This window comes from Paenibacillus sp. MBLB1832 (assembly GCF_032271945.1).
Taxonomy (GTDB): Bacteria; Bacillota; Bacilli; order Paenibacillales; family NBRC-103111; genus Paenibacillus_E; species Paenibacillus_E roseopurpureus.
In genome coordinates, this window is sequence record NZ_CP130319.1 from 4,916,082 (window position 1) to 4,939,735 (window position 23,654).

Below are 23,654 nucleotides of genomic sequence, written 5' to 3' on the forward strand. Positions count from 1 at the left end.
ATTTAAAGCCTCTAGATCAATTGGCTTGATTTTCGTTTTCTATTGTATCTATGACTAAGGAAGCAAGATCATGAGCGGTGAAGCGAGTAACAGGACGGCATAACCGGTATACCTCAATTTTACCCAGGATAATGTAGATTTACCTGCACCTGATTCACCTACGAAGGCATAGGCCTTTCCATTAACAACAACGGCACTCCCGTGCAGCGGTAAAACCTTTCGCTGCATCATGATCGCCCCCATACAAGTTCCGAGCAAATAGAGGCGGAGCTCATCCTCGTCACAATCTGCCTGAGGTTGAATTGTAATTTTGCTTCCATTTTCCATGGCATAGACAGCGGTATTGGGAACCTCAAACATAACTAAGTTTCCCCTAATAACATAAGACTCGTTAGGGACAGCTAACATTGACCATAACCCCGATAAATCACCAATTTCGATCGTCACATCACATTGATTCTTATTATCTGCTGTCGTCAATTCAGGTAAGCTAATTTCGCTGCTTACATTCAGTCCAAACGCTTTATACATGACTTTTTCGCGTGTATGTATCATATAGGTTATTCTCCCTAAGCGATTTTGATGGTTGTAGTTAAAAAGCCCCTATACTTTTTAAAGGTATAAGGGCTTGATTACGATTCTTCTTAGCTGCCATGACAGCTGTTATTTGACATCTCATCATGATTTTCGAAATCCTGGTTATTCGTGCAGTAACTGTCAGCGATCGCGTTCCCAGGACCACCCATTGTAAAACTAACATCAAGCACTTCCAATACTGGTGCTACCCAACTATTTTTCATGTACTCACCTCCTCTCATGTAAACTTTTTTATAAACCGATAAACCATTAAACTTCGCGTTAATATTCTAAATTCATTTTCAAACACGAGTTCCGGACGAGGCTCATTCCCCATTTTTGTAATTGCTTTTTTTATTACACCTATATTAAGCATCTCTGAAACGCTTGGATCTCGTACAAGCTGGTTTAATTCCTCAATAAAAGCATGCCAATTTGAAGCTATACGATGTATGACATCGGCCACTTGAATGCCGCGAACTTGTTGGTTTAATCTGACCTTATCAGGCAGCATGTTCTTCGTTGATCTTCGAATTAGCGATCGTTGTAAGCCATCCTTAACATATTGCTCTTCCGGCACCGCCAGACAAAAGCGTATGACTCTTAAATCATTGGTAGGATCACGATCCCAGACTGCGTAACGTAAAGATAGTTTCGTACCGACAATTCCGTTTTTATTCCAATGATACAGCTGTTCAAAGTGCCTTTTCCTGATTTCATAGGGATTTTCAGCAGACGTTCCTGTTATATCTACACCATATTCCAGAAGCCTGGCGTAAACATTTGTCCTTTGTGCAAATGAATCACTAATTAGTGTTTGATTGGGATTGTCAGAAGAATTATGTATGGACGAATTACGATAAATGGATGGAAATGCTCTTTTTATGACGACGGGAAGCATGACTGATTTTCCTGTTTTAAAGTTCGTACAATACTGATTAAGCTCTTGATAAAGCCGAGTCCACTTTAACCTTTTAAAAAGAGACGCATAGTAGTTAACTGTCATGTTCCAAGATCCCCATGAAATGGAGTAATTGCCTCTTGCTCCGCTTAACAGTACCTTTACCCCTTTGTGACGGGCTTTCTCATGAATTCCTTTTAACCAAAAGAAGTTTTCAAAAAACTTATACGGCATCCCCATAAGCTCTAGTGAATCATCTAAATCAGTTAGGGGATTGTTCCCTGCAAAATTGTGATAGTGATCCGAAATATTGCCTACATAATCTACCGTTGCTTTTATAAAAGGCCTTTCATCAGCTGCATAACTATGGGAGGTCCAGTCTTTAAAATGATCTTCTGGTATGTAGCTGAAGGTTTGTAACTGTTTATTTCTCGCACTTAATGCTTTTGCGGCAAAGCTAACGACAGCACCAGAATCTAGTCCTCCGCTTAATTGTGCTCCAACCTCGCCATGAGTACGAGTTCTAGCTGTAACAGCCTCTTGGAATACCGACTGAAAGGCTTCTTCGTATTCTTCATTTTTCTTGAACTTCAGCGGCTCTTGAAATGATATTTTGCAATATCTTGAAAGTCTGACTTTCCCATCACATATTGTGATACTGTGAGAAGGAGGAATTTGTTCAATGTTTTTGTAAGCTGTCGACAATGTATCTACGGTATCAACCATGCTTGGTATAGCCAGGAATTCAGCAAACCACTGCTCATTAATGCTTTTTGAAACATAGGAAAGATCGAGCAGAGGTTCAATGGTTGTACAAAAGGCAAACCGTTGTGGATCCCGATAAAAGTAAAGCGACCGCGTCCCAGAAAAGTCTCTAGCTCCGAATAGCAGCTTTCTCCTGAGATCCCAAATCATGAACGCAAAATCACCAATTAAATACTTTGGAACTTCCTCTCCCCACTTTAAGTAAGCGAGTAAAATTAATTCGCTATCTGTCATATTCTTTCTTAAAGTATGATCTACTTGGAGTCTTTCAAACAATTCTTGTCGATTATCAATGATCGCGTCTGCGGTAATCGCCAGATACTTTTCTTCACTAAATCGCGGCAGCCTTTCACCGACCGACTCAGGAGTAATCCACTGCGCATGACATCCGAAAAATACGTTGTCACTGTGCCAAATTCGAATATCGTCCGATGGATATTGCCTTAAGCCTTGCATTAAAATCATTCCATCTTCTATATTCATAGCCTCGTGGTTGAAATAATAAACCCCACTGATTGCGCTCAAGATTTTCCCACCTTATCATTTTGATTGCAATAAATGGTCACTTTATTTGGTGTTCGTTTTGTTCGGTAGCGCTTTCAAAAATGTTCTTTATAAAGAACGTACCTTTAAGTTACAACCTAATCTCGATATTGTCAACTGGTAATTTATACGTATTATTCGAAAGTAAGCCACATCCTCTTTGAGACCAAAGAAGTTGTGGCTTATGGGGCATTGCAGCTGTTATTAACGTCTACCAAACTAATCCCGCCTTATTCCTTATATCCAGCTTTCAGTTGCAGACATTTCTTCAAAGCTATGCATGTAAACGTGGGGAATCGTCTCACATTTCAAGCAATGAGCTAACCGAATTGTGGTATGATAATACCCCGTTTTAAATATTTTCTTCGCATGACTCTTATCCATCATTTGATAACATTCGACACAAAATACCTTTTCAAAATTCACCATTTTCATTACCCCTTATCTATGACTAAATGTCGTATCATGTTACAATATGTATATATCCATGATTATATGATACATTACGTAACTTAGCAAGAGGGAAAATCGATTTTTGAATACATTTTGTATCTAGTCAAATGAATCTCTGCTTTGATATAATAGTCTTCTGGTATATTTCGCTATTTATCGTGGATATAATGATAGAAGTTAATACGAACAGTGAGGACTGATCAAGCTGAAGTACGGAGATCGCATTGCACTTTTACGTGAAAAAAGAGGACTGACCCAAGAAGAACTATCCATTAAGATAGGTATTTCCAGAGCATCCCTTTCTCATTATGAAACAAGCCGCCGCGAACCTGATTACGAAACGATTAATAAGATCGCGAACTTCTTTCATGTTTCTATTGACTATTTGCTTGGTCGTACGAAGCTGGAAGATGCCGTTCTAGACCATGATGTGCGTGATTTTGTCGAAAATCTAGATTTAACCGATGAGGGCATCCTTCAGAAATTCTCTTTAACGGTTGATGGCAAACCTCTGTCTTCCGAAGAAGCTAGAAGATTCATAGCCTTTGTTAGAGCTGAGCGTTCGTTGGAGTAAGCTTGTAAGTAAAAATTTACAAATTAGCTCCTAACGCTCAGCTGATTTTCAATTATTGACGCCAATGTACTTCAACGTGACTGATGGCGCAGATTGATTAAACAGATCTCTCAGCACGGACACATTTTTCGTTCTCAAATAGTAGTGATATCCATACGTTTTACGAAGCGTGTGTGTGCCGATATCCGTTAGTCCCACCTGCTTAGCAGCCTGATTAAGAATGCGATAAACGCGAATGCGTTTGATGGGGTTGCCTGTTCGCTGGGATGGAAACAGGTAGCTATCCGCGTCCATATACTGAACATATTCTTTAATATACGCCTTAAGTTGGGCTGACAACTGAAACGTCTTCACTTTACCCGTTTTTTCCTCGCGTACGCTCACAACATTTCGATCTACCACGTCTTTCACTCGTAAGTAGAGAAGATCACTCAGATGAAGACCTGAATTAATTCCAATTGTAAAAAGAAGCCAGTCTCGAATCGATTGCTCCCTCAACACTTCCTGAATCTGCTCAATTTTCTCTTGTTCTCTAATTGGTTGAACAACTTGCATGAGTAGCACCTCACCTGACCTTTATCAGTTTCTTAGAATTAAGTTACGAATTGTATCAACCTCCATAGGGAAAGGCTTTTATGATTGGCAAAACCACCTCCAGAATATCTGTTATGTTACATATTGTATCATATTTTTGGCAAATGATCTATGCTTTTACGTTCTCAAAAGCTATTATTTGATGTATGATTCTTAATAACGAACATTTTCTGCTTGGAATAACCGTGAAGGGAGGCCAAATGCATGTTTAAGTTTTTTAAACTACCTTTTATGGTACTACTCGCAAGTGCCATCCTGTTTCCTGCCTATTCGTTCGCATCCACCAGCACTTCTTCAGAGAATGGCGCACCTAGTAAGTCGCAATCCATTTATCACTTCTTCACTTATTTCTTCAACGATCACAAGAAAATCAATACCGAATATAATGATTTGGTGGCGAGCTGGAATTTACAAGATTTCGATTCGATCAATTGGGACGATGAGGAACATCAGAGTTCGTTGGAAATTTGGAAAAAATGGTTTTGCTATTAAGTTATGCGAGCTCCGTGGCCCCTGCTGCGGAGTTTATTTGTTATGCCAATTTACTATTATGCATGTACCGAATCTAGCACGAATACACTAATTTCTGGACGACAATTGAATCGAATAGGAAACAGCGTTGTACCGATACCGCGATTCGTGTATACATGAAAGTCGCTGCCCTCAAACTTGTATAAACCAAGCGAATACTTCTGCCCCAATTCCGGCATAAATAGACTGCCATAGAAAGGGATTCGTATTTGGCCGCCATGGCTGTGCCCTGATAACTGCAAATCAACGGGATATTTCCATGCGATGTCTGCGAAATCAGGTTCATGTGCGAGCAACAGGACGAATTCGTCCTTGCTAACATCTTTAAGCGCACGAGGCAGGTCAGGCCTACCGTGCAGCATTTCATCTACGCCAACGACATGGATGCTCCCGTCACCGCGTTTAACCCGCTGACTTTCATTCACGAGTACGGTAAATCCAGACTTCTCTAAGATCGTCTTAATGCGAGCTGAGCCCATTCGCATATCATGATTCCCCAGCACAGCGAATTTCCCCATTGGCGCTTGCAGTTGGGACAGCAATGGAATCACTTCATCGGTAATTCGCCCTACTTTGGAATCAAATAAGTCACCTGTAAAGCATAAGATGTCAGGCTCATGCTGCAGAAGGAGATCTACCAGTTGAGCTAAATGCCCGATATTATAGTAACTGCCAATATGCGTGTCACTGAATTGGACGATCCGCACACCTGCAAGCGCTAAGGGATAACGTCCAAATGTAAGATGAATCTTGGTTGTCTGAATCCAGTTGCGCTCGCCAAAGATGCCGTACAAGCCGCTGCCAGCTGCCAGCATCATGCCGACGGCGCCCGCCCCCAGTAGTCCTTGCTTAAGAAAGTTTCTGCGACTTAAGGGTTTATTCGTCATGATTGCGTCCCCCCTAGCTGTCTGACTTCTAGTGCTTTAGAATTAGGATTCTTCGCGGTGTGTCAAAAATCTGCAAGATTTGACATGATACAATTTGTATAATTTTAATATTAAAGTGATTGATTTCACGGAAAAAACGTGCGATAATACTTGTAACGATACAAATTGTATCTGATAAAGAAACGTTTTGGAGGGGTCATTTGTGAACATGGTAAACCAACTAGAAAGCGAAGAGTTTGATGCGGAGTGGATTCACCTTATCGTAAGCGCTCGTAAGATGGGGTTGACAATGGAAGACATTCGAGCTTTCCTCCGGAACCCTTTTACAATAAAGAAGCATGGTATGGGCTCGAATGAGAACGATCCTTGCCTGTCCACGTAAGCATATGGGACAACATCTGCCTGCCCTTATTCTTCGTTCGGACGTTTCATCTTCCACTTGTTGAAATCCAGAAACTCGCGAAATTGCTGCTTATCCACGCCAGAGGTCATTGCTTCCCGAATAATATCGAACCATTCCTCATCTAATTCACTTTCATTAATCGCAGTCTCATCTTGTTGATCGTCAATCAATCTCTCGAGGGGCACCTTTAACACAGCAGCTATTTTCTCTAGAAATTGAATCGAAGGATTTTTCTGGATATCTCGCTCTAAGCTGCTAATATACGATTTTGCCACGCCTGCCCGTTCAGCAAGTTCTGTTAAGGACAAGCCCTTTTCTTTGCGCAATTGTTGTACTCGTTTACCAATCATATGAGATCTTCCCTTGTATAGAAGTAGTAGTTGCTCCCTTAATTATAACAGAATTTCTTGTAAAGAACAATTATTGTTCCTAATAAAGAACAACACTAGCCCCTGATGGGGCTAGTGTATTCAATACGCACCGTTAGCTCGAAGAAGAGAGCGTTTTCACTTTTTCATGGTGCCATTTCATGAATTCAATTAAAATTCTATACTCCTGAATACTCGCTTTATCGATGCCCGATTTCATTATATCCGCGATGAATTCAAGCCACTCTTGGTCGAGTTGCTGGTTGGTTTCGGCTTCAACGGCAATTTTCAGCAAGGTTTTGAGATCCACCTTTAGCACCAAAGCAATCTTCTCCATCACATGGATGGAGGGATTCTGCTTCAGATTTCTTTCAATATTACTTAAATACGATTTAGAAATGCCCGTGCGCTCCGAGAGTTCAGACAGGGTGAACCCTCGTTGTTTGCGCAAATTGGAAATGTTATGACCGATCATCGTTATCCTCACTCCACAGTGACGCTTTTGGCCAGATTTCTTGGTTTATCAATATCACAACCGCGATACTTAGCAGCATAATAGGCAATTAATTGTAGAGGAATAACGGAAACGAGCGGTGTCAGCAATTCATGCACGACGGGAAGAACCATGTGATCCTCGCTCTCCTCCAGGCCTTCCATACTGATCGTACATACATGTGCGCCGCGCGCTTTGATCTCCTGCACATTGCTTCTCATATTCGCTCGAACATGTGCCTGGGTAAGTATCGCTATGGCTGGCGTTCCTTCTTCGATCAACGCGATGGTTCCATGCTTCAACTCTCCGCCAGCAAATCCTTCGGCTTGTATGTAGGAGATTTCCTTCAACTTCAATGCCCCCTCTAAGGACACATAGTAGTCCACACCTCGCCCAATGAAGAAGCAATTACGAGATGCATTCAAATACTGCCAAACGATCTCCTCCATCATTTCTTTCTTATTAATCATAATCTCCATCGCATTCGCGGCTATACTTAGCTCGTGGAATGGGTTGACGTGTGGTGCTCTCTCCCTCTCTCTCATCACATCGAAAGCCAGAATCGCTAATACCGCAATCTGCGCGGTGTATGCTTTGGTGGAAGCGACCGCGATTTCAGGTCCAGCATATGTTAACAGCGTGTAATCCGCTTCGCGCGATAGCGTGGAACCTGGGACGTTCGTAATCGTTAAGGTTGGATATTGAAGCTGTTTAATCGTAACAAGCACGCCTCGACTATCTGCGGTTTCACCGCTTTGCGAGATAAAAATAAAGAATGGCTTCGACGACAGAATCGGTCGATTATACAAAAACTCGCTGGCGATATGCGTTTCCACTGGAATACCTGCGATTTTCTCCAGCAGCTGCTTACCTACTAGGCCCGCATGATAGCTGGTTCCACACGCCATGATATAGATCCGGTCCGCTTCGTTCAAACGATTTCGCAGCCCGGCATCAATCCGAATGCTCCCCTCGCTATCCTGATACTTCGAAATGACCTTCCGAATGACCAACGGCTGCTCATCGATCTCCTTCAACATGTAGTGCGGATAAAGCCCCTTCTCCATGTCACTGGCATCTAACTTGACTTGGAAAGGCCTTCTTTGCATAATATCTCCGTGCAAATTCAATATCGTTTTGTTATCTCGACGGAGAATGACCATTTCCTCATCCATTAATTCCACGAACTGGTTCGTAAGCGAGAGCATCGCCATCGCATCACTGGCAATGACATGGAAGTCCTGTCCGAGACCAATTAGCAGGGGGCTTTTATTTTTGCCAACATAAATTGTATCTTCATCTTGACTGTCCAATAAAGCGATCGCATAGGAGCCTTTAATGGTCAGAAGCACTTGGCGGAAGGCTTCCTCGATCCGAAGACCATTCTCCACGAAATGTTCCATTAAATGCGCGATCACTTCGGTATCGGTATCACTAGCAAAAGCTACATGCGACAAATCATGCTCCTTCAACTCTTGATAATTCTCAATCACACCATTATGTACAACAGTAAAGCGGCCACTGGTGCTCGTGTGCGGATGGGAATTCCTGCGGCTCGGCTTGCCGTGTGTCGCCCATCGGGTATGACCGATGCCAAGGCTCGCCCCCTGCTCCCAGTCAATCACTTCACGGAGTGCTGCAATTCTACCTTGCTCCTTATAGATATGCAGCCCTTCGTTATTCAAAATAGCGATTCCTGCGGAATCATATCCGCGGTATTCCAGCTTCTCTAACCCTTTCACCAGGATGTCTTTCACATCTTGGTGACCAATATAGCCAACGATTCCACACATACCTGTTCCTCCTCGTGATTCTTAATAACGAACAATCAGACAGTCGTTTATGATCGACGCATACATCAATCGGTTTTCTCATAATTTGTACAAAAGGGAGGGGAGCCTGTCATGTATGCCTATTGGACGAATGTATGGAACAAGGTCAAACCTACGTACCATCGTGTTATGCATGCTTACCATAGCATCCTCTACCGAGACTGTATCGATGCTGACATGAAACAAAGACTAGAAGTGAAAGTGAGCTACCACCTGGCAAAAATGAAGGAACGAGCTTAAGCCTATGCGCTAATAATCTTCGACTGCACCGTGGCTTTTTGAATACAGGTTATCACCCTTGTTTGCTCATCTTCGGTTAGATTCGAGCCAGATGGCAAACATAGTCCCGTGTAAAACAACTGTTCCGACACGTTCTCATGTTCACTGTGCGGGTAGTAAGCTGCCCCCTTGAACACAGGCTGCAAATGCAGCGGCTTCCAAACTGGACGAGCTTCAATATTTTCCTCCGCGAGCAAATCAATAAGCCCTTCAACCGTGATGCCCAATTGTGTCGCATCAATGGTAATCGCCGTCAGCCAGCGATTCGAACGCGAATTCGGAAGCTCAGGCATAAATTGGATACCTGGCATATCGCCCAGGGTTTGCACGTATCGCTCGTAGACGGCGCGCCTCGCTTCGACTCGTTCTTCCAAAACCTCTAACTGCGCTCGACCAATGCCTGCTAACACATTGCTCATCCGATAGTTATAGCCAACCTGGCTATGTTGATAATGGACGGCGTTATCTCTAGCTTGCGTAGCAAGGAAACGCGCTTTATTCAACGACTCTGCATCGTTCGAAACGATCATGCCTCCGCCAGAGGTTGAAATAATTTTATTCCCGTTAAACGAGTAGATGCCGTATCGACCGAAAGATCCGCTTGCTCTACCTTTGTAAGTCGAGCCTAGGGATTCCGCGGCGTCTTCGATCACGGGAACTAGAAACGCATTGCAAATGGACAAAATTTCGTCCATCTTAGCACTCTGACCGTATAAGTTCACGACGATGACGGCTTTGGGCAGCTGCCCTTTCTGCTTCGCTTCGCATAAAGCCCGTTCTAATGCTTGCGGCGACATGTTCCACGTATCCCATTCCGAATCGATGAATACAGGGGTTGCCCCTTGATACACAATCGGGTTTGCGCTAGCAACGAACGTTAAGCTGGAGCAAAAAACGGTATCGCCTGCTTCGACGCCAAGCAGTCTCAACGCGAGATGAATGGCTGCTGTTCCTGAGCTAACTGCCGCCGCGTCTTTCGTTCCAACATGCGAAGCCAGCTCTTTCTCGAAGGCATCAACATGCGGTCCGAGCGGAGCGATCCAATTTGTATCAAAAGCCTCCTGGATAAACAACCCTTCGTTGCCACTCATGTGGGGAGGGGATAAATAGATTCTTTTCGGTTTCGATAACATGATAAACATTCACAACCTTTTCACTAGGATGATCGATTCGCTTTATCTATGATTCTCGCTGGTGTGCCAACAGCCGTGCGATAAGCAGGCACGTCATGAATGACGGTAGCTCCAGCGCCGACCAGCGTCCATTCGCCAATTGCTATACCAGGAATAATCGTTGCTCCCGCACCTACGAAAGTGCCCTCCTTGATTACAACGCCTCCCGTTAAGGTTGCCCTCGGTGCTAGATGCACATAGTTTGCTAGGTTACAATCATGCTCCACGATTGCTCCTGTGTTAATAATGGCATGATCGCCGATGTGGGCATCTGCATGAATGACGGTGTTAGCCATGACTACGGTGCCTTGGCCAATAATGGCTGTTGCACTCACAACCGCCGTCTCATGAACGAGGGTAATGAATTGCTCGCTCGTGAGCCCTAATCGATCGATGATCGACTTTCGTATCTCGTTATTTCCGATTGCGATCACACATTTAAGCTGCTTATTGCGCGCTAGCAATGTATGGAAGGATGTGCTGGGTCCTTTATAAATCCCTTCATGCTCATAAAGCTCCGCATACTTATCATCTAAAATGGCATGAATGCGATAGTTTTGCTGAGATTGAATGATCTCCCGAATAACTTTACTGTGCCCGCCTTCACCAATTACAATGATTTCATGATCCACGAACATTCACATCTTTCATGAGAGATTAGAGCCGGAAAACTTCTCCATCGTCACATGATTGCCATGGCTAATTCCCTCCGACTTCACTACCTTACCTACGGTCATCAACAAAATTTTCAAATCCAAGAGAAAACTTCTATTCTCTACATACCAAATATCGAGTCTGAACTTCTCTTCCCATGAAATCGCGTTCCGTCCGCTGACTTGTGCCCAACCCGTGATGCCTGGGCGAACCCAGTGGCGTTTTGCTTGCTCGGCTGAATACAACGGCAGGTAGTCCATTAATAACGGTCTTGGTCCCACCAAGCTTAAATCACCTTTGATCACGTTAACCAATTGCATCAACTCATCCAGGCTGTACTTCCGCAGGAATTGACCGAAAGGTGTCAATCGTTGCGCATCTGGCAATAACTCACCATCGCGATTGCGTTCATCTGTCATGGTTCGAATTTTGATCACGTTAATTGGCTTCTCATATAGACCTGGCCGCTGTTGCTTGAATAGGATTGGCGATCCCAGCTTCACTCTCACCAAGATGGCGACCACGCCAATGATGGGCAGGAGCAGCAGGAAGGCGGGTATGGCTACAAGTAAATCGAATAGACGCTTCATTCTTCATCTTCTCCTAGGGGATTAGCCGAAATATTTGGATTTCCATCGATCCAGCTTCCAGAATACATAATTGACATTTTTAAAGGTGTGTCCGTCAACCGCTACCAACCATTGTTGATCAGAGAGCTTCAGTTGATCGATATGATGCATGCCATCTTTGCGCCAGCAATCCGCTTTCTGCGAACCGCTTAAGACAAGTGAAACTTCCTCTTCCTCATAGTGAAGTTCATTCAACGTATTTACACGGAACATACGGACGGAATCCCCATAATGCGGATAATCCGCTTGCGTATAGCGATAAACGTGACCATCGGAGGCGACTAGTCTTCCGCCTGGCCGGCTAATCATATCGTTGCTTGTAATCACTGGACTCTGCGGATGCTCCACCCATGGCCCCTCTAGCTGCTCCGAATGGAAAATATGCAAATCGCCTTTCTCCGAACCAGAGAACATCCACCATTTGTTATCTACGACAACTAGGGAAGGATCTAGATATTTCCCTTCGAGCAATTCACTTGCTACTTCCCACTCATACGGAAAGTTCTTGGCTTTGTATAAGAGCACGCGATTTGATTCGGCCGTCTCAGGAACCATATAAATGTTGTCATTATGGATAAAAACTTGCGGGTATGATAAATGAAAGCTCTCACGCAGCACCACTTGACGATAAGTCCAAGTTATCCCATCCGTACTCGTTGCGACACCGATTTCTCCTTGTCCTGAAGCTTTGTTCAAGATTTCAAAGAAAAGGTAAAACTCACCTTTATGTTCGAGCAAGAAAGGATCTGCGACGAACTCCGCCGGCACATCCGTGACATCAGATGCTTGTAAGCTTGGTGTTGTTAATTTATGATGCATAGGCGCATCCGACAGAAACCAATCAGATCGGAATACCGATATGGACCACGTCGATACCTGCATACCCTCTCGCAGCAATGAAAACCAACTCTGAAATCTTTTCAACGTCAGTGCACTAACGATTGCCAAAACTGTTCCTCCTTATAGTCATTTCCGTGAAGGATATGATCGAATGAATGATTTCTATTTGCATGTATGGCAATTACAAGTTAGCTGCAATTTCGTTCTCTTCCAAATACCCCTGCGGGTTAACAACTTGCCAGCGCCAGGAATCGAGGCACATTTCGTCAATCCCTTTCTGTGCAACCCAACCTAATTCGCGCCTAGCTTTCGTCGGATCTGCATAGCATACACCGATGTCGCCAGGTCTCCGTGACGTTATCCGGTAAGGCACATGTCTGCCCGTTACGCGCTCGAACGCAGCAACCATCTCTAGCACACTATAGCCTTGTCCTGTTCCCAGGTTATACGCTTCAACGCCTGAGCTTGCCAGCACTTTCTCCAACGCTTTTAGATGCCCCTGCGCCAAATCGACAACATGGATATAATCCCTCACGCCAGAGCCATCCAACGTGTCGTAATCGTTCCCATACACCTGAAGCTCTTTCAATTTACCAACCGCAACTTGGGTAATGTACGGCATCAGATTGTTCGGGATTCCATTCGGGTCCTCCCCTAACCGTCCGCTGCTATGGGCACCAATGGGATTGAAATATCGCAGCAGCGCGATGCTCCACCGATTATCGCTCACATGAAGATCTCGCATGATCTCTTCAATCATGAGCTTCGTACGTCCATAAGCGTTGGTTGCACCAAGCGGTTCGTGTTCACCAATCGGCACACTTTCAGACGTTCCATAAACCGTCGCCGATGAGCTGAACACCATGTTTCTAACGCCATATTCCTGCATCAATTCGCATAAGACAATCGAACCTGAGATATTATTCTGATAGTAGCGAAGCGGCAGCGAGACCGATTCACCGACAGCTTTAAGTCCAGCCAGGTGGATCACAGCTTCAATATGGTGGCGTCGGAAGACACTCTCCAGATCTTGTCTATGCAGTAGATTGATTGGATAAAATTCGAAATCTTTTCCTGTCAATTCTTTGACACGCCGCAACGACTCGGAACTGCTGTTAATCAAATTATCAACGACAACGATGTCATAACCGGCATTTAATAATTCCACACACGTGTGACTTCCGATATATCCAGCTCCACCAGTCACGAGAATAGCCATACGAATAGCCTCCTGTTCACCTATCAAAATTTGATAAAATCACTTTTGTAAATAATGTCTAACGTCACCACATTCTCATAGTAGAAATAGACCAGATAGAAACCTAACACGGCGTAGTACACGAGCTTTTGCTGTTTCCTCATGAACAAGCTGATCACCCACGACATGAGCAGCACATTGTATAGTCCGAAATAAATCGTAAATCTGGCGAAAATCCAGTTCTGCGTCGCTACCGCCATCACGATGAAATTCAACAAGGACATATTCACCACGTAATCACCGTATGGGAAAATCTCACGAAGCTTATGCCTGCCGATGTAGGCAAGTACCAAAGGTACCGCACTGATCGCCACACGAATCATGTTGGCGCCACCCTCTTGGAAATTCTGATATTCGCTGTAATGCGTATCAGCAATGGCGGTAAAGATCGCATTGGAGATCGCGCCGTAGCCGATGATCAGCACGACCGCGCCTATCACTAGCATGAATGTGGAGGAGGTCCAAGCTTTTCTCCTGACGATGAAATAGATGGGAATCAGAATGAAGGCACTGCCATGAAATAAAGAGGCAAAGCCGACCACCAGGAAGTACTTTTTCCAATTGCCTTGAAACAGAAAGGTTGTAGCAGCAAAGACGATGGCAGAAGCTAGGAATTGTCGAACTCCGTTCATAGAAACGATATAAAGACCCGATGTAATGTAAATGTAGATACTAAGTTCAAACAGTTTGGAATATTTGTATAGGACATAGATGATGAGGATATTCGTTACCGCTGCGGTCAGAAAAATAAGCAGCTGGGGATTCTGGGTAAAGGACTTGAGTATCTTCTGTAAAATACCAAAGCCAATGTCCTTCTCTGCCATCACTTCGGCCCAAGTAAAGGAACTCAGCTTATAGGAGTACATATAGAAGAATGTATCCCCAATGTTATTCCGAAGCCCTGCTACGAGCGCAAAGGTGGCCATGACGATGGCCGTCAGCCAAGCATTGGGCTTCATCCATACAAGCCCCGAACCGCTGCGGATCGGCTTAGCAATATGTCTTGAGAAGTAAGAGGCGATATATACGACAATCAGATTAACCCACAAAATAGCCATCGGAGGTTCCTTTCGGGAGCTCAAGAGAGTCTTGTTTTTCGGCTGACATACCAATAGAGGAGAACACCAAGTGGAATCGCGAGAAGCGTGAGGAGCTTAGCAGGTGTTTCTGTCATAAAACGGCGATTGCCTGAGATGATAGAGCTGGATACATAATGGATCGATTGCTTAAATTTGAAGAGCAGACTGCCAAACGGAAGCTTCATCAGTTCCCTGCGGTAAAAAGCAAACCCCTTCGGATTCCGCCGATATTGCTTTAGCATGTTCATCGAGGACCCATCGGGTAAATATTCAACACAGCACAGCACTTCGTTCAGAAGCAGCAATTCGTAGTGTTCATCGAGCTTATAATACTTGTAGGCCAAGCCTACATATTTCTCATTTTCAAATAAAGGGTAGGGATACTGTCGTGTTAATTCACTCCGGTACACCAGCTTCTTATCTCCGGTTACCCGATGCTTGCTGTACAATTCGAATAAGGTTGAACGGTCTAGTCCGTCTGGGAGTGAAGTTCCGATAATTCGTCCATCAGAAAAAGCGTCCAACCCGACGATGCCGCTAACTTGATCGCTACCATGCGCTGCCCAAAAGGAAAGAATCTTCGCCACCGCATTCGGCGGCATGTAGTCATCGGAATCGATGCATACATTCAGCTCGGTATCGATGAGGCGATAAGCGGTATTATGCGCGCCGTGCATGCCTTGATTGTCTTGGCGATGGTAGCGGATCGTGATCGCCTGCTCGGCGATCCACCCCGCGACGATTTGCGTGGTATCATCTGTGGAACCATCATCGATGATGAGCCAAACAAAATCTTGCGACGTTTGTTTCTTCAAGCTCTCATAACAGACCGACAAGCAGTACGCTCGATTATAAGTAGGGGTAAACACCGTTAACGTCTTCATGTTCATTTCCATATCCTCACCTCGAAATGCCCAGATAAAAGCCTTCCGTCCAAGCGGCCGTATTCCGAATATCATAGCCTTGGTTCGATAACGCCAGCGTTGGAATTTCTCTTGAATCGTTTCTCGCCATGATCCGCTTAATGTGCTGGATCCAGGCGTCTTGATCGTCTAAGGACAGTCGATCTACCAATTGAATGCCCATATCCACTTCCGATGTAATCGTATCGGAAATGAGACAGGGTAAGCCCGCTCCCTGCGCCTCGACGAGGGTAACTGGCAAGCCTTCATGGAGTGAGGGAAATACGAAAATATCAAATCCTTGCAGCAATCGTGAAATATCACTGCGAACCCCAAGGAATTTGACCTTTTTCTTCAAATGGAGAGCTTTCACTTTCTTCTCCATCTCCTCTCGCAGCGGCCCGTCGCCTGCTAATACAAGCACCGCTTCCGGCCTCTCTTCCTGCAAACGAGCAAACAGGTCAAGAAGGAAAGCATGATTTTTCTGGTGAAAGAATCTCCCCACATGGCCAATCACATAGGCATTCTCAGGCAGATGAAGCTCCTGGCGAACTTGCTTTCTGACGTTCGGTGAATAGGCAAACTGCTCGGTTTCAATCCCATTCCTGATCACAACAGCGCGACTCTCTTTGCCAGCGAATAACCACTGAGCCGCCTTGGTCGAGCAGGCCAGGAAGTGCGTGGCACAGGAACCAATATAGGTCCCAGCCAACCATTTATACGCTTTGGCAGCCACACTGCCTTCACTGCTCGTATTATGGCTGTGTGCGATCCGGATCGGGATACCTGCTTTCTTAGCCGCACGCAGTACGAATCCACTCATTTTATCCATATGGGCATGAACAATACGGTAATCCGTATGCGCAGCGAAAAAGTGATCTAACGCTTGAATGTATTTGGTGTGGCCGACATCCGAGACATAAGGAATCCGATGAATGACCCCGCCCATTGCCGTAATCTCGGCATCGAAAACCCCAGGCTTGCCCGTTAGGAAATCGAATTGAACCTTCGTGCGGTCCACGTTCCGATAGACGTTCATAAGGAGCGTTTCGGCGCCTCCCCGATTCATATTCACGACAATGTGCAAGATTCTTATTGGACTGCCCACATGACTTCCACCTTTTCATCCATAAATGAGGTATAGATTGTGCTTTGTTCTCGCAGCACATGCCGAATGGCATAGGTTCTTTCAATAATTTCTCTGCCACGGATGCCCATCTGCAACCTTGAGGATGTATGCCAGGTTAGCAGCAGCAACTTCTCGGCCATGTCTTCATGGTCATTCGGATCGGTGAGCCAACCATTTACACCATCCTGAACCAGTTCCTTATGTCCGCGATTCGTACCCGCAATGACGGGCAGGCCGCAGGCCATCGCTTCCATGATATTCACGGGCAAGCCCTCGCGCAGGCTGGAGGCAACTGCGATATCGCACATCGGCAGCAATCGGCTAATGTCCGAGCGGTAGCCGAGAAAGGTAACGCGATCACTGGCGCCAAGCTGCGAAGCGAGCGCTCGGCAAGCGTCCTGCAAGGGGCCTTCACCGGCTAAGAGCAGCTTCACATGCGGAGCTTCCTCGCCAATTTCGGCTAGTGCGCGAATGAGCATTTGCTGATTTTTATTTTCGTTGAATTCAGCTGCATAGAAGAGAAGGATATCCGTTGGCAGATAGCCCATGGATATTTTCAGATCTGCCTTGGCCTGGTCACCCAGCGGGTGGAAACGCTCCGTATTCACGCCTACGCCATGCACGTGTGCAATGCGATTGGCTCTGAATTTTCTCTCGACGGCGAGTTGGTAATCCTCGTCATTAATCGTGATCAGGCAATCCGTCAGATAGGCTAAGCCTTTCTCAAGCGGATAATACACCAGCCAATTCAGCAGCGGTGAGCCTTGGCAGAAATGGAAGCCATGCGCCGTGTAGATCACTTTCGTCCCCTTCCCCCTAGCTGATCGCGCTGCCAACCTTGCCAGCACGCCTCCCATCGGCGTATGTCCATGGATCACATCGTATTGGTTGGCATCGATCAACGCTTTTAGAGCGGAATAGGCTTGCACATTGCGCCATTTCAGCGGCGATCGCTGGATCGGGATGTCGAATTTTGCATCTACATACGGCAAGTCCATTTGTCCATTGGCGGCAATATGTACCTCCCAGCCCATCTCCTTAAACCATTTCATGACGGGTAGATGGAAGGCATTAAAGTGATAATCGACGGTTGCACAGAACAGTACTTTTCTTGGCATCGGCGTCTCCTAATATAGGGATCTTTTGACGTAGTCAAAAGTCTCTCTGCTCTATTAATTCTTTCTCCATCAATTCGGAAAGGTAGGTCAGTAAGCCGTATCTTAATTCAGGCCGCTGCAGCGCATACTCGATTGTCGTTTGAATGAACCCCATCTTCTCACCGACATCGTACCGTGTTCCCTCAAATTCGTATGCATATACGGATTCGTAACGGTTGAGCTCCGCGATTGCATCCGTTAACTGAATTTCGCCGCCAGCGCCAGGCGCTTGATTGCTCAAAATCTCGAAGATGCGTGGGGTCAAAATATAACGTCCCATAATCGCTAGATTCGAGGGGGCCAGCTCTTTAGAAGGCTTTTCCACCAGATGATTAAGGCTGTGAAAGCGCGGTCTAATTTCGATGCCATCTACGATTCCGTAACGCGAGACTTCATCGTCGGACACATGTTTCACGCCGATAATGGAGGCATTGTGGTACTCATACTGATCCATCATTTGCTTGAGGCACGGCTGCTCGGCTCGTACGATATCATCGCCTAGAAGCACGGCAAAGGGCTCATTCCCGATGAATTTGCGCGCGCACCAGATCGCATGACCGAGTCCTCGCGGTTCCTTTTGCCGAATATAGTGAATATCCACATTCGACGACTTCTTCACCTCGGATAAGAGCTCGAACTTCTGTTTCTCCAATAAGTTTTGCTCCAGCTCAAACGAGTTGTCGAAGTGATCCTCAATGGCTCTTTTCCCTTTGCCCGTGACAATGATAATGTCTTCAATGCCCGATTCAACGGCTTCCTCAACAATGTATTGAATGGTCGGCTTATCTACGATTGGCAGCATTTCTTTGGGCATCGCTTTCGTTGCAGGCAGGAATCTGGTTCCTAAACCTGCGGCTGGAATAATCGCTTTTCTCACTTTCATCTGGTAAGCTCCTTTTTCGTTTATTTAACCGACGGAAAATAGTTTCTGAGTGACAGGAATGAGATTGCTGTTGGCAATATCGAGCAGCCGCTGTCTCAGGCTTTCTTTATCTAACGTGCCGTACATGGCGATCATTTCTTTGATTTCATCCATATAAAGTTCGGCTGTTTTGCCAACGTAAATCTTCGGATACACCTGCTGTTCCTCGATTTCGTCTGCTTTCAGCAGCTCTTCATACAGCTTCTCGCCCGGCCGCATCCCAGTAAATTCAATGCCGATATCATCCACCGAATTACCCGAAAGCTTAATGAGGTTCCTCGCCAAATCGACGATTTTAACAGGCTCGCCCATATCCAAGACGAATATTTCGCCACCCTTCGCTAGAGCTCCCGCTTGAATGACAAGCCTGGACGCTTCGGGAATGGTCATAAAATAACGAATCATTTCAGGATGCGTGACGGATACGGGACCGCCCTTCTCAATCTGATGCTTGAACCTTGGAATGACACTTCCTCGACTGCCAAGCACATTCCCGAATCGAACGGCAACGAATTTCGTATTGCTGGTTCGATCCATATCCTGAATGATCATCTCGGCCATCCGTTTCGTCGCACCCATGACACTCGTGGGGTTCACAGCTTTATCCGTTGAAATCATGACGAACGTCTTCACATCGTACTTGCTTGCCGCTATGGCTACATTCATCGTACCCATCACGTTGTTCTTCACCGCTTCTTCCGGGTTTCGCTCCATGAGCGGCACGTGTTTATGTGCTGCAGCATGGTAGACAACGTCGGGGCGATGACGATTCATCACAGCCATCATTTTTCGCGAATCCTGAATGTCTGCAATTTCTGTAATGAATTCGGTCCGCGCAAATTCACAATTATCTTTGAGCTCCATTTCGATGGAGTAAATACTGTTCTCTCCATGGCCTAGCAGGATCAGTTTGTCAGGCTGAAACTTGGCAATTTGACGGCAAATTTCTGATCCAATGGATCCGCCCGCTCCAGTCACAAGCACAACCTTGTTCGTGATGAATTCGGAAATACCCGCGATATCCAGTTCGATCGGCTCTCTTCCCAGCAAGTCTTCCACATGTACGTCCATGAAATGATTAACAGAAAGCTTACCTGTAATGAGATCCTCCAGCATGGGGAGTGTTTGTGTCTTCGCTGTTGTCTTCGCGCAAGCCTCCACAATAAGATTTAGGTTCTTCTTCGCAAGGGACGGGATCGCAATAATAATATGATCGATATGCCAATCTTTCACCGTTTGCTCAATACGATTCACCCCGCCAACAACCGGGATCCCTAGGATGTCCAGTTGATGAATGCGCGGATTGTCATCAATGAAGGCGACAGGCTCAAGCTCTCCCTCGTGGTTGCGAATAAGCTGCCTAGCAACCATGATGCCTGCCGAACCAGCACCCACGATCAATGTGCGTTTCTTAACCGCAGTGGGCCGTTCCATCGTGCGAAACAGTCTCCAGCAAAATCTCGACCCGCCGATCAGAAGAATGTGAATCATCCAAGTGACCGCTAATAAACGGAAAGGGATATCGTGTACAATAATTTGTTGCACACATGCCACAGCGATCATGGAGAAGCTTACCGCTTTGACGATGAACACTAGCTCAGAGATACTTGCGTATTCCCACGCTTTCTTATACAGCTTATACCGGAAAGAAAAGACATGATGACTCGCTAATAACGTAAGCGAACTTATGACCATAGGTGCCGTAATCACATGAAGATCTGCACTCAACAGAAAACAGCTTACAAAAATGGACATGATGACGATAAAAGAGTCTATGAAGATTAATAAAGACAATCGTTGGCGATAAGACACAACCATCCACCCTCTCTTTAAAGTGCTTAAGTATAGGGCCTTCGAGAAGACCTTATAATTAAAAACTTTACATGTCAGTAGGGCATCTAACCCTGCCTCGCAACACACTTTTGACGACTCGCGTCTAAGGTTTCATCAACCCACAGCATGATCGAGTGACTCCATTGATAACGGTTAGGAGACATCACCGGGAAGGGCCAAACACGTGGTTCTTTATAAAGAACGGCGTGTGATAAATGTGCCATTTTCCTATTATAGAGAACATTTCCCTAAGTGTTATTCTTTATAAAGAACAACTTTATAAAAAAAAAAGAGACCGCAAACTTCTTAGGAGAACTTACATCCATTGTAGTTCTTTATAAAGAACGTGTCAATACAAAATATTGTGCCATTCCCTAGTCGCTAACCCCGATCTCTTTGATCTATCAACTCATACACTATGTTACGTCCTATTAAACTCATAGAAAGAGGTGAATCTGTATGATACGCGCGTATTTAAAAGATTTAGACGATGTAAATTTAACTTCCAAGCTGCCCGTTACGAATGATGTATTGACTTATGACGGCACGCTAGCCACTTGGGTTCCTAAACAACCTGTCATCTCCGCCCCCACTTATGCCTCCGCTTCTTATATCATTGATCTAAACAAATGGGGAATTAAGAATGATGGCACGAATTCCGCCGCCACGACCAAAGGGATTAACGATGCACTGTCATGGGCAAAAGCTCAAGGTATCACGCACTGTGTTATGCCATCAGGCACTTATCTGTTGAAGATGGATAGTACGACTTATGCCTGTATCTTGATGCCAAGCGGCATGCACCTGGAGATGGCGGATGGGTGTAAAATGCAATTGGAAACGAATTCATCGCCTTGGTACAGCATCTTTTACTTAAAAGGTGTCAATGACTCCATTATTTCCGGAGGAACGATCATCGGTGATAAGAAAACGCATGTTTATCAGTTAGGCATCAAGTTTGTACGGGGTGGGGTGAACGCAGACGGATCACTCAACTCCAATCCCAATTTCATACGTAGTCAGACCATTGATCGCTACAGCAATCCTGGATTGCTCCAGCTCTTCCGTCTCTGGTCCATTCCTGGTGTAACCACAACGGGCTACAGCTTCTATCAGTATAAAGACACGGTTTCGGCGGCGACGTTGGCTGGCTCCCGCAACAACGGACAATTCGCGCCTGCTGCACCAACAGGACGTGGTTGGTTTGCTGACATCGCGAATGCGAACAAGATGATTTTCGCCATTGATATTACCTCTTCCCCGTTAACGGATGCGCAAATTGCCCAAATTAATGCGAAGGTCGACGCTCAGAACTACACGCATGAATGGGGTCATGGCATTCAGCTGCTCGGCGCAAATAACGTTCAAATTTTGGATGTTGATATAAGCAATTGTACAGGCGATGGTGTAGTGACGACTTGGTTGGAATATAAGCTAAACCCTAGCGATTATACACAAGAGCAAATGGGTTCCTTCATCACAGTTCACAATTGCAACCTGCATCATTGCAGACGGCAAGGGATCTCCCTCATTGGATCCACCGATGTAACGGTCAGCAATAATAAGATTCACCACATTGGATATGCTGATGATGGCGTAACGGAAGACGGTATCTCTCCGATGTTCGGCATTGACATTGAATCCATGTGGTCAGAAACGAATATCCCGACTTGGCGTCCCGAATTGAATCAGAGCGGATTGGAACTGAACACACGTATTTATATCAAAGATAATTACATCTCCGACAATCGCCGCGGGCATTTCGTCAATGCGGATGGGATTAATATCGTCGTGGAAAATAATACGTTTAGCGGATACAACGTTGGCGGCATTAGCTCCTACCCCAACAATATGTATGTTAAGTATGTAAACAACACGTTCATGGGCTGTGAACTAGTGGTGAAAGGCGATAACTTCCTGTGTGGGGCTGTTTTTAATAATGCCAACCTTACTATCGCCGATGTCTCTGGTGCTGTCATTACGAATTGCCAAATTAAAAATGGCGCGTTCACTGGCTCCGCACTGACTGGATATTTCGGTACACCGACTGTCAACGTCGCCGCGTCCACTTTTACTTATGGGGCTGAGCATGGTATGGGTAATGGGGCCAAAATTGTATTTGAACAGTGGCTGGGTAAGGTTCCGACTGGCATCAGTGTGGATAAACTTTACTATACAGTGAGTGTGACCCCTACTAGTTTCAAAGTATCTGAAAGCGCGAACGGTGCGGCTATTACGCTTACGGACGCTGGAACAACAGGCTTTAACATTAGCCGTTATAATTATGGCCGCTTCTATATATCGGATATTGTCGTCGAACGGGATTGGCGAGCGGATAACAGCTTGAGTAAGAACTTCTCTTTATTAGTCAGCGGCGGCGTCATTCGAAATATTGCCGTCAAAAACTATGAACTCGAAATCGTGTCACCCGCCAATTATGTGGGCAGACCTATCATCATTGACGGCGTTACCGTCATTGAAGGCGGGGCAAACTTCGAGAGCTGTGAACTGAGCAACAGTTCTTTTCTGCGTATCAAAACCGGGATTCTTGGCGGAGACATTAATCTAGGAACGACAGACGCTCAATATACGAGAAAAGTGCTAGTCGATCAATGTATGTTCCAAAATGTTGGCGTGAACTATAACGGCAATGTGACGAACAATCGCAGCACCTTTCTTAAAGCCAACATTGGGAAATCCGATAACATGAATGCGGCTGTCATTACGAATAGTTATCTAGAAGATTCGAACATTAATATGCATTGGTTAACCCATGCCAATTCCATGACGATTGCGAGAAGCATTTTCCGTAATGTGGCCACTGATGTCAACGCGAATACGCGAATGCTCGATAACCTCGTTATCTAGCCTCACAAAAAA

Annotated in this window: 24 protein-coding genes; 5 read left to right on the forward strand and 19 right to left on the reverse strand. The window is 45.3% G+C overall.

The genetic code is table 11. The features are described 5' to 3' along the window. Positions 1 to 54: 54 nt before the first annotated feature. From MJB10_RS22145 to MJB10_RS22155, 3 genes are all read right to left on the reverse strand, one after another. Positions 55 to 555: a hypothetical protein gene (locus tag MJB10_RS22145; protein ID WP_314798564.1), complete on the reverse strand. Its 501-nt coding sequence runs from the start codon at positions 553 to 555 to the stop codon at positions 55 to 57. Positions 556 to 644: 89 nt separating this feature from the next. Continuing rightward, the gene (locus MJB10_RS22150) at positions 645 to 800 is read right to left on the reverse strand and encodes a paeninodin family lasso peptide (protein ID WP_314798566.1); all 156 of its coding nucleotides are present in this window, start codon (positions 798 to 800) and stop codon (positions 645 to 647) included. Positions 801 to 814: 14 nt separating this feature from the next. Further along, positions 815 to 2,767, reverse strand: coding sequence for an asparagine synthase-related protein (locus MJB10_RS22155; protein ID WP_314798569.1), 1,953 nt, complete (start codon positions 2,765 to 2,767; stop codon positions 815 to 817). A 676-nt stretch (positions 2,768 to 3,443) separates the two neighbouring features. Here MJB10_RS22155 and MJB10_RS22160 point away from each other — a divergent pair. Beyond that, positions 3,444 to 3,812 carry a helix-turn-helix domain-containing protein gene (locus MJB10_RS22160; protein WP_314805813.1) on the forward strand — a complete coding sequence of 123 codons (369 nt, stop codon included), beginning with the start codon at positions 3,444 to 3,446 and terminating at the stop codon, positions 3,810 to 3,812. A gap of 48 nt (positions 3,813 to 3,860) precedes the next feature. Here the strand turns inward: MJB10_RS22160 and MJB10_RS22165 are convergent, their stop codons facing one another. Further along, positions 3,861 to 4,367, reverse strand: coding sequence for a tyrosine-type recombinase/integrase (locus MJB10_RS22165; RefSeq protein ID WP_314798571.1), 507 nt, complete (start codon positions 4,365 to 4,367; stop codon positions 3,861 to 3,863). Positions 4,368 to 4,610: 243 nt separating this feature from the next. Between MJB10_RS22165 and MJB10_RS22170 the strand changes: the two genes are divergently transcribed. Beyond that, positions 4,611 to 4,898: a hypothetical protein gene (locus tag MJB10_RS22170; RefSeq protein ID WP_314798574.1), complete on the forward strand. Its 288-nt coding sequence runs from the start codon at positions 4,611 to 4,613 to the stop codon at positions 4,896 to 4,898. Positions 4,899 to 4,954: 56 nt separating this feature from the next. Here the strand turns inward: MJB10_RS22170 and MJB10_RS22175 are convergent, their stop codons facing one another. Next, entirely contained in the window at positions 4,955 to 5,824 is an 870-nt protein-coding gene (locus MJB10_RS22175) for a metallophosphoesterase (protein ID WP_314798577.1), read from the reverse strand. Between the two features lie 208 nt (positions 5,825 to 6,032). Between MJB10_RS22175 and MJB10_RS22180 the strand changes: the two genes are divergently transcribed. After that, entirely contained in the window at positions 6,033 to 6,206 is a 174-nt protein-coding gene (locus MJB10_RS22180; RefSeq protein WP_314805815.1) for an anti-repressor SinI family protein, read from the forward strand. Between the two features lie 26 nt (positions 6,207 to 6,232). Here the strand turns inward: MJB10_RS22180 and MJB10_RS22185 are convergent, their stop codons facing one another. The 3 genes from MJB10_RS22185 to glmS form a co-directional block, all read right to left on the reverse strand. Continuing rightward, positions 6,233 to 6,577: a helix-turn-helix domain-containing protein gene (locus MJB10_RS22185; protein ID WP_314798580.1), complete on the reverse strand. Its 345-nt coding sequence runs from the start codon at positions 6,575 to 6,577 to the stop codon at positions 6,233 to 6,235. A 133-nt stretch (positions 6,578 to 6,710) separates the two neighbouring features. Beyond that, complete coding sequence (locus MJB10_RS22190; RefSeq protein WP_314798582.1) at positions 6,711 to 7,070, reverse strand: helix-turn-helix domain-containing protein; 360 nt, start codon at positions 7,068 to 7,070, stop codon at positions 6,711 to 6,713. 8 nt (positions 7,071 to 7,078) lie between these two features. Continuing rightward, positions 7,079 to 8,881: a glutamine--fructose-6-phosphate transaminase (isomerizing) gene (gene glmS, locus MJB10_RS22195; RefSeq protein ID WP_314798584.1), complete on the reverse strand. Its 1,803-nt coding sequence runs from the start codon at positions 8,879 to 8,881 to the stop codon at positions 7,079 to 7,081. A gap of 111 nt (positions 8,882 to 8,992) precedes the next feature. On the opposite strand from glmS, the gene MJB10_RS22200 reads away from it, so the two are divergent. After that, positions 8,993 to 9,160, forward strand: coding sequence for a hypothetical protein (locus MJB10_RS22200; protein ID WP_314798586.1), 168 nt, complete (start codon positions 8,993 to 8,995; stop codon positions 9,158 to 9,160). A gap of 2 nt (positions 9,161 to 9,162) precedes the next feature. On the opposite strand, the gene MJB10_RS22205 is transcribed toward MJB10_RS22200, so the two are convergent. The 11 genes from MJB10_RS22205 to MJB10_RS22255 form a co-directional block, all read right to left on the reverse strand. After that, on the reverse strand, positions 9,163 to 10,332 hold the full coding sequence (locus MJB10_RS22205) for an aminotransferase class I/II-fold pyridoxal phosphate-dependent enzyme (RefSeq protein WP_314805818.1): 1,170 nt from the start codon (positions 10,330 to 10,332) through the stop codon (positions 9,163 to 9,165). Positions 10,333 to 10,355: 23 nt separating this feature from the next. Continuing rightward, positions 10,356 to 11,009 carry an acetyltransferase gene (locus tag MJB10_RS22210; RefSeq protein ID WP_314798588.1) on the reverse strand — a complete coding sequence of 218 codons (654 nt, stop codon included), beginning with the start codon at positions 11,007 to 11,009 and terminating at the stop codon, positions 10,356 to 10,358. A gap of 9 nt (positions 11,010 to 11,018) precedes the next feature. Continuing rightward, entirely contained in the window at positions 11,019 to 11,615 is a 597-nt protein-coding gene (locus MJB10_RS22215; protein ID WP_314798591.1) for a sugar transferase, read from the reverse strand. Between the two features lie 21 nt (positions 11,616 to 11,636). Continuing rightward, the gene (locus tag MJB10_RS22220; protein ID WP_314798594.1) at positions 11,637 to 12,602 is read right to left on the reverse strand and encodes a glucosamine inositolphosphorylceramide transferase family protein; all 966 of its coding nucleotides are present in this window, start codon (positions 12,600 to 12,602) and stop codon (positions 11,637 to 11,639) included. Between the two features lie 73 nt (positions 12,603 to 12,675). Further along, positions 12,676 to 13,713, reverse strand: a complete 1,038-nt coding sequence (gene galE, locus MJB10_RS22225; RefSeq protein WP_314798597.1) for a UDP-glucose 4-epimerase GalE — start codon at positions 13,711 to 13,713, stop codon at positions 12,676 to 12,678. Between the two features lie 23 nt (positions 13,714 to 13,736). Continuing rightward, positions 13,737 to 14,810 carry an EpsG family protein gene (locus tag MJB10_RS22230; protein WP_314798600.1) on the reverse strand — a complete coding sequence of 358 codons (1,074 nt, stop codon included), beginning with the start codon at positions 14,808 to 14,810 and terminating at the stop codon, positions 13,737 to 13,739. Positions 14,811 to 14,830: 20 nt separating this feature from the next. Continuing rightward, positions 14,831 to 15,715, reverse strand: coding sequence for a glycosyltransferase family 2 protein (locus tag MJB10_RS22235; protein ID WP_314805820.1), 885 nt, complete (start codon positions 15,713 to 15,715; stop codon positions 14,831 to 14,833). A 16-nt stretch (positions 15,716 to 15,731) separates the two neighbouring features. Beyond that, positions 15,732 to 16,841 (reverse strand): glycosyltransferase family 1 protein, encoded by a 1,110-nt coding sequence (locus tag MJB10_RS22240; RefSeq protein WP_314798603.1) that lies wholly within the window; start codon positions 16,839 to 16,841, stop codon positions 15,732 to 15,734. Beyond that, complete coding sequence (locus MJB10_RS22245; RefSeq protein WP_314798605.1) at positions 16,826 to 17,980, reverse strand: glycosyltransferase family 4 protein; 1,155 nt, start codon at positions 17,978 to 17,980, stop codon at positions 16,826 to 16,828. The genes MJB10_RS22240 and MJB10_RS22245 overlap by 16 nt, the downstream gene beginning before the upstream one ends. Positions 17,981 to 18,014: 34 nt before the next feature. Beyond that, positions 18,015 to 18,902 carry a UTP--glucose-1-phosphate uridylyltransferase GalU gene (gene galU / locus MJB10_RS22250; protein ID WP_314798607.1) on the reverse strand — a complete coding sequence of 296 codons (888 nt, stop codon included), beginning with the start codon at positions 18,900 to 18,902 and terminating at the stop codon, positions 18,015 to 18,017. Positions 18,903 to 18,926: 24 nt separating this feature from the next. Further along, a complete protein-coding gene (locus tag MJB10_RS22255; protein WP_314798610.1) occupies positions 18,927 to 20,753 on the reverse strand; it encodes a polysaccharide biosynthesis protein in 1,827 nt (608 codons plus the stop codon). 480 nt (positions 20,754 to 21,233) lie between these two features. Here MJB10_RS22255 and MJB10_RS22260 point away from each other — a divergent pair, with 480 nt between their 5' ends. Further along, positions 21,234 to 23,642 carry a right-handed parallel beta-helix repeat-containing protein gene (locus MJB10_RS22260; RefSeq protein WP_314798612.1) on the forward strand — a complete coding sequence of 803 codons (2,409 nt, stop codon included), beginning with the start codon at positions 21,234 to 21,236 and terminating at the stop codon, positions 23,640 to 23,642. The last annotated feature ends 12 nt before the right edge of the window (positions 23,643 to 23,654 follow it).

What these genes read in the sequence shown, in the direction of transcription:
- MJB10_RS22145 (WP_314798564.1), bottom strand. Translation starts at nt 555, where the DNA reads ATGATACATACACGCGAAAAAGTCATGTATAAAGCGTTTGGACTGAAT.
- MJB10_RS22150 (WP_314798566.1), bottom strand. Translation starts at nt 800, where the DNA reads ATGAAAAATAGTTGGGTAGCACCAGTATTGGAAGTGCTTGATGTTAGT.
- MJB10_RS22165 (WP_314798571.1), bottom strand. Translation starts at nt 4,367, where the DNA reads ATGCAAGTTGTTCAACCAATTAGAGAACAAGAGAAAATTGAGCAGATT.
- MJB10_RS22170 (WP_314798574.1), top strand. Translation starts at nt 4,611, where the DNA reads ATGTTTAAGTTTTTTAAACTACCTTTTATGGTACTACTCGCAAGTGCC.
- MJB10_RS22175 (WP_314798577.1), bottom strand. Translation starts at nt 5,824, where the DNA reads ATGACGAATAAACCCTTAAGTCGCAGAAACTTTCTTAAGCAAGGACTA.
- MJB10_RS22180 (WP_314805815.1), top strand. Translation starts at nt 6,033, where the DNA reads ATGGTAAACCAACTAGAAAGCGAAGAGTTTGATGCGGAGTGGATTCAC.
- MJB10_RS22185 (WP_314798580.1), bottom strand. Translation starts at nt 6,577, where the DNA reads ATGATTGGTAAACGAGTACAACAATTGCGCAAAGAAAAGGGCTTGTCC.
- MJB10_RS22190 (WP_314798582.1), bottom strand. Translation starts at nt 7,070, where the DNA reads ATGATCGGTCATAACATTTCCAATTTGCGCAAACAACGAGGGTTCACC.
- glmS (WP_314798584.1), bottom strand. Translation starts at nt 8,881, where the DNA reads ATGTGTGGAATCGTTGGCTATATTGGTCACCAAGATGTGAAAGACATC.
- MJB10_RS22200 (WP_314798586.1), top strand. Translation starts at nt 8,993, where the DNA reads ATGTATGCCTATTGGACGAATGTATGGAACAAGGTCAAACCTACGTAC.
- MJB10_RS22205 (WP_314805818.1), bottom strand. Translation starts at nt 10,332, where the DNA reads ATGTTATCGAAACCGAAAAGAATCTATTTATCCCCTCCCCACATGAGT.
- MJB10_RS22210 (WP_314798588.1), bottom strand. Translation starts at nt 11,009, where the DNA reads ATGTTCGTGGATCATGAAATCATTGTAATTGGTGAAGGCGGGCACAGT.
- MJB10_RS22215 (WP_314798591.1), bottom strand. Translation starts at nt 11,615, where the DNA reads ATGAAGCGTCTATTCGATTTACTTGTAGCCATACCCGCCTTCCTGCTG.
- galE (WP_314798597.1), bottom strand. Translation starts at nt 13,713, where the DNA reads ATGGCTATTCTCGTGACTGGTGGAGCTGGATATATCGGAAGTCACACG.
- MJB10_RS22230 (WP_314798600.1), bottom strand. Translation starts at nt 14,810, where the DNA reads ATGGCTATTTTGTGGGTTAATCTGATTGTCGTATATATCGCCTCTTAC.
- MJB10_RS22235 (WP_314805820.1), bottom strand. Translation starts at nt 15,715, where the DNA reads ATGAAGACGTTAACGGTGTTTACCCCTACTTATAATCGAGCGTACTGC.
- MJB10_RS22245 (WP_314798605.1), bottom strand. Translation starts at nt 17,980, where the DNA reads ATGCCAAGAAAAGTACTGTTCTGTGCAACCGTCGATTATCACTTTAAT.
- galU (WP_314798607.1), bottom strand. Translation starts at nt 18,902, where the DNA reads ATGAAAGTGAGAAAAGCGATTATTCCAGCCGCAGGTTTAGGAACCAGA.
- MJB10_RS22260 (WP_314798612.1), top strand. Translation starts at nt 21,234, where the DNA reads ATGATACGCGCGTATTTAAAAGATTTAGACGATGTAAATTTAACTTCC.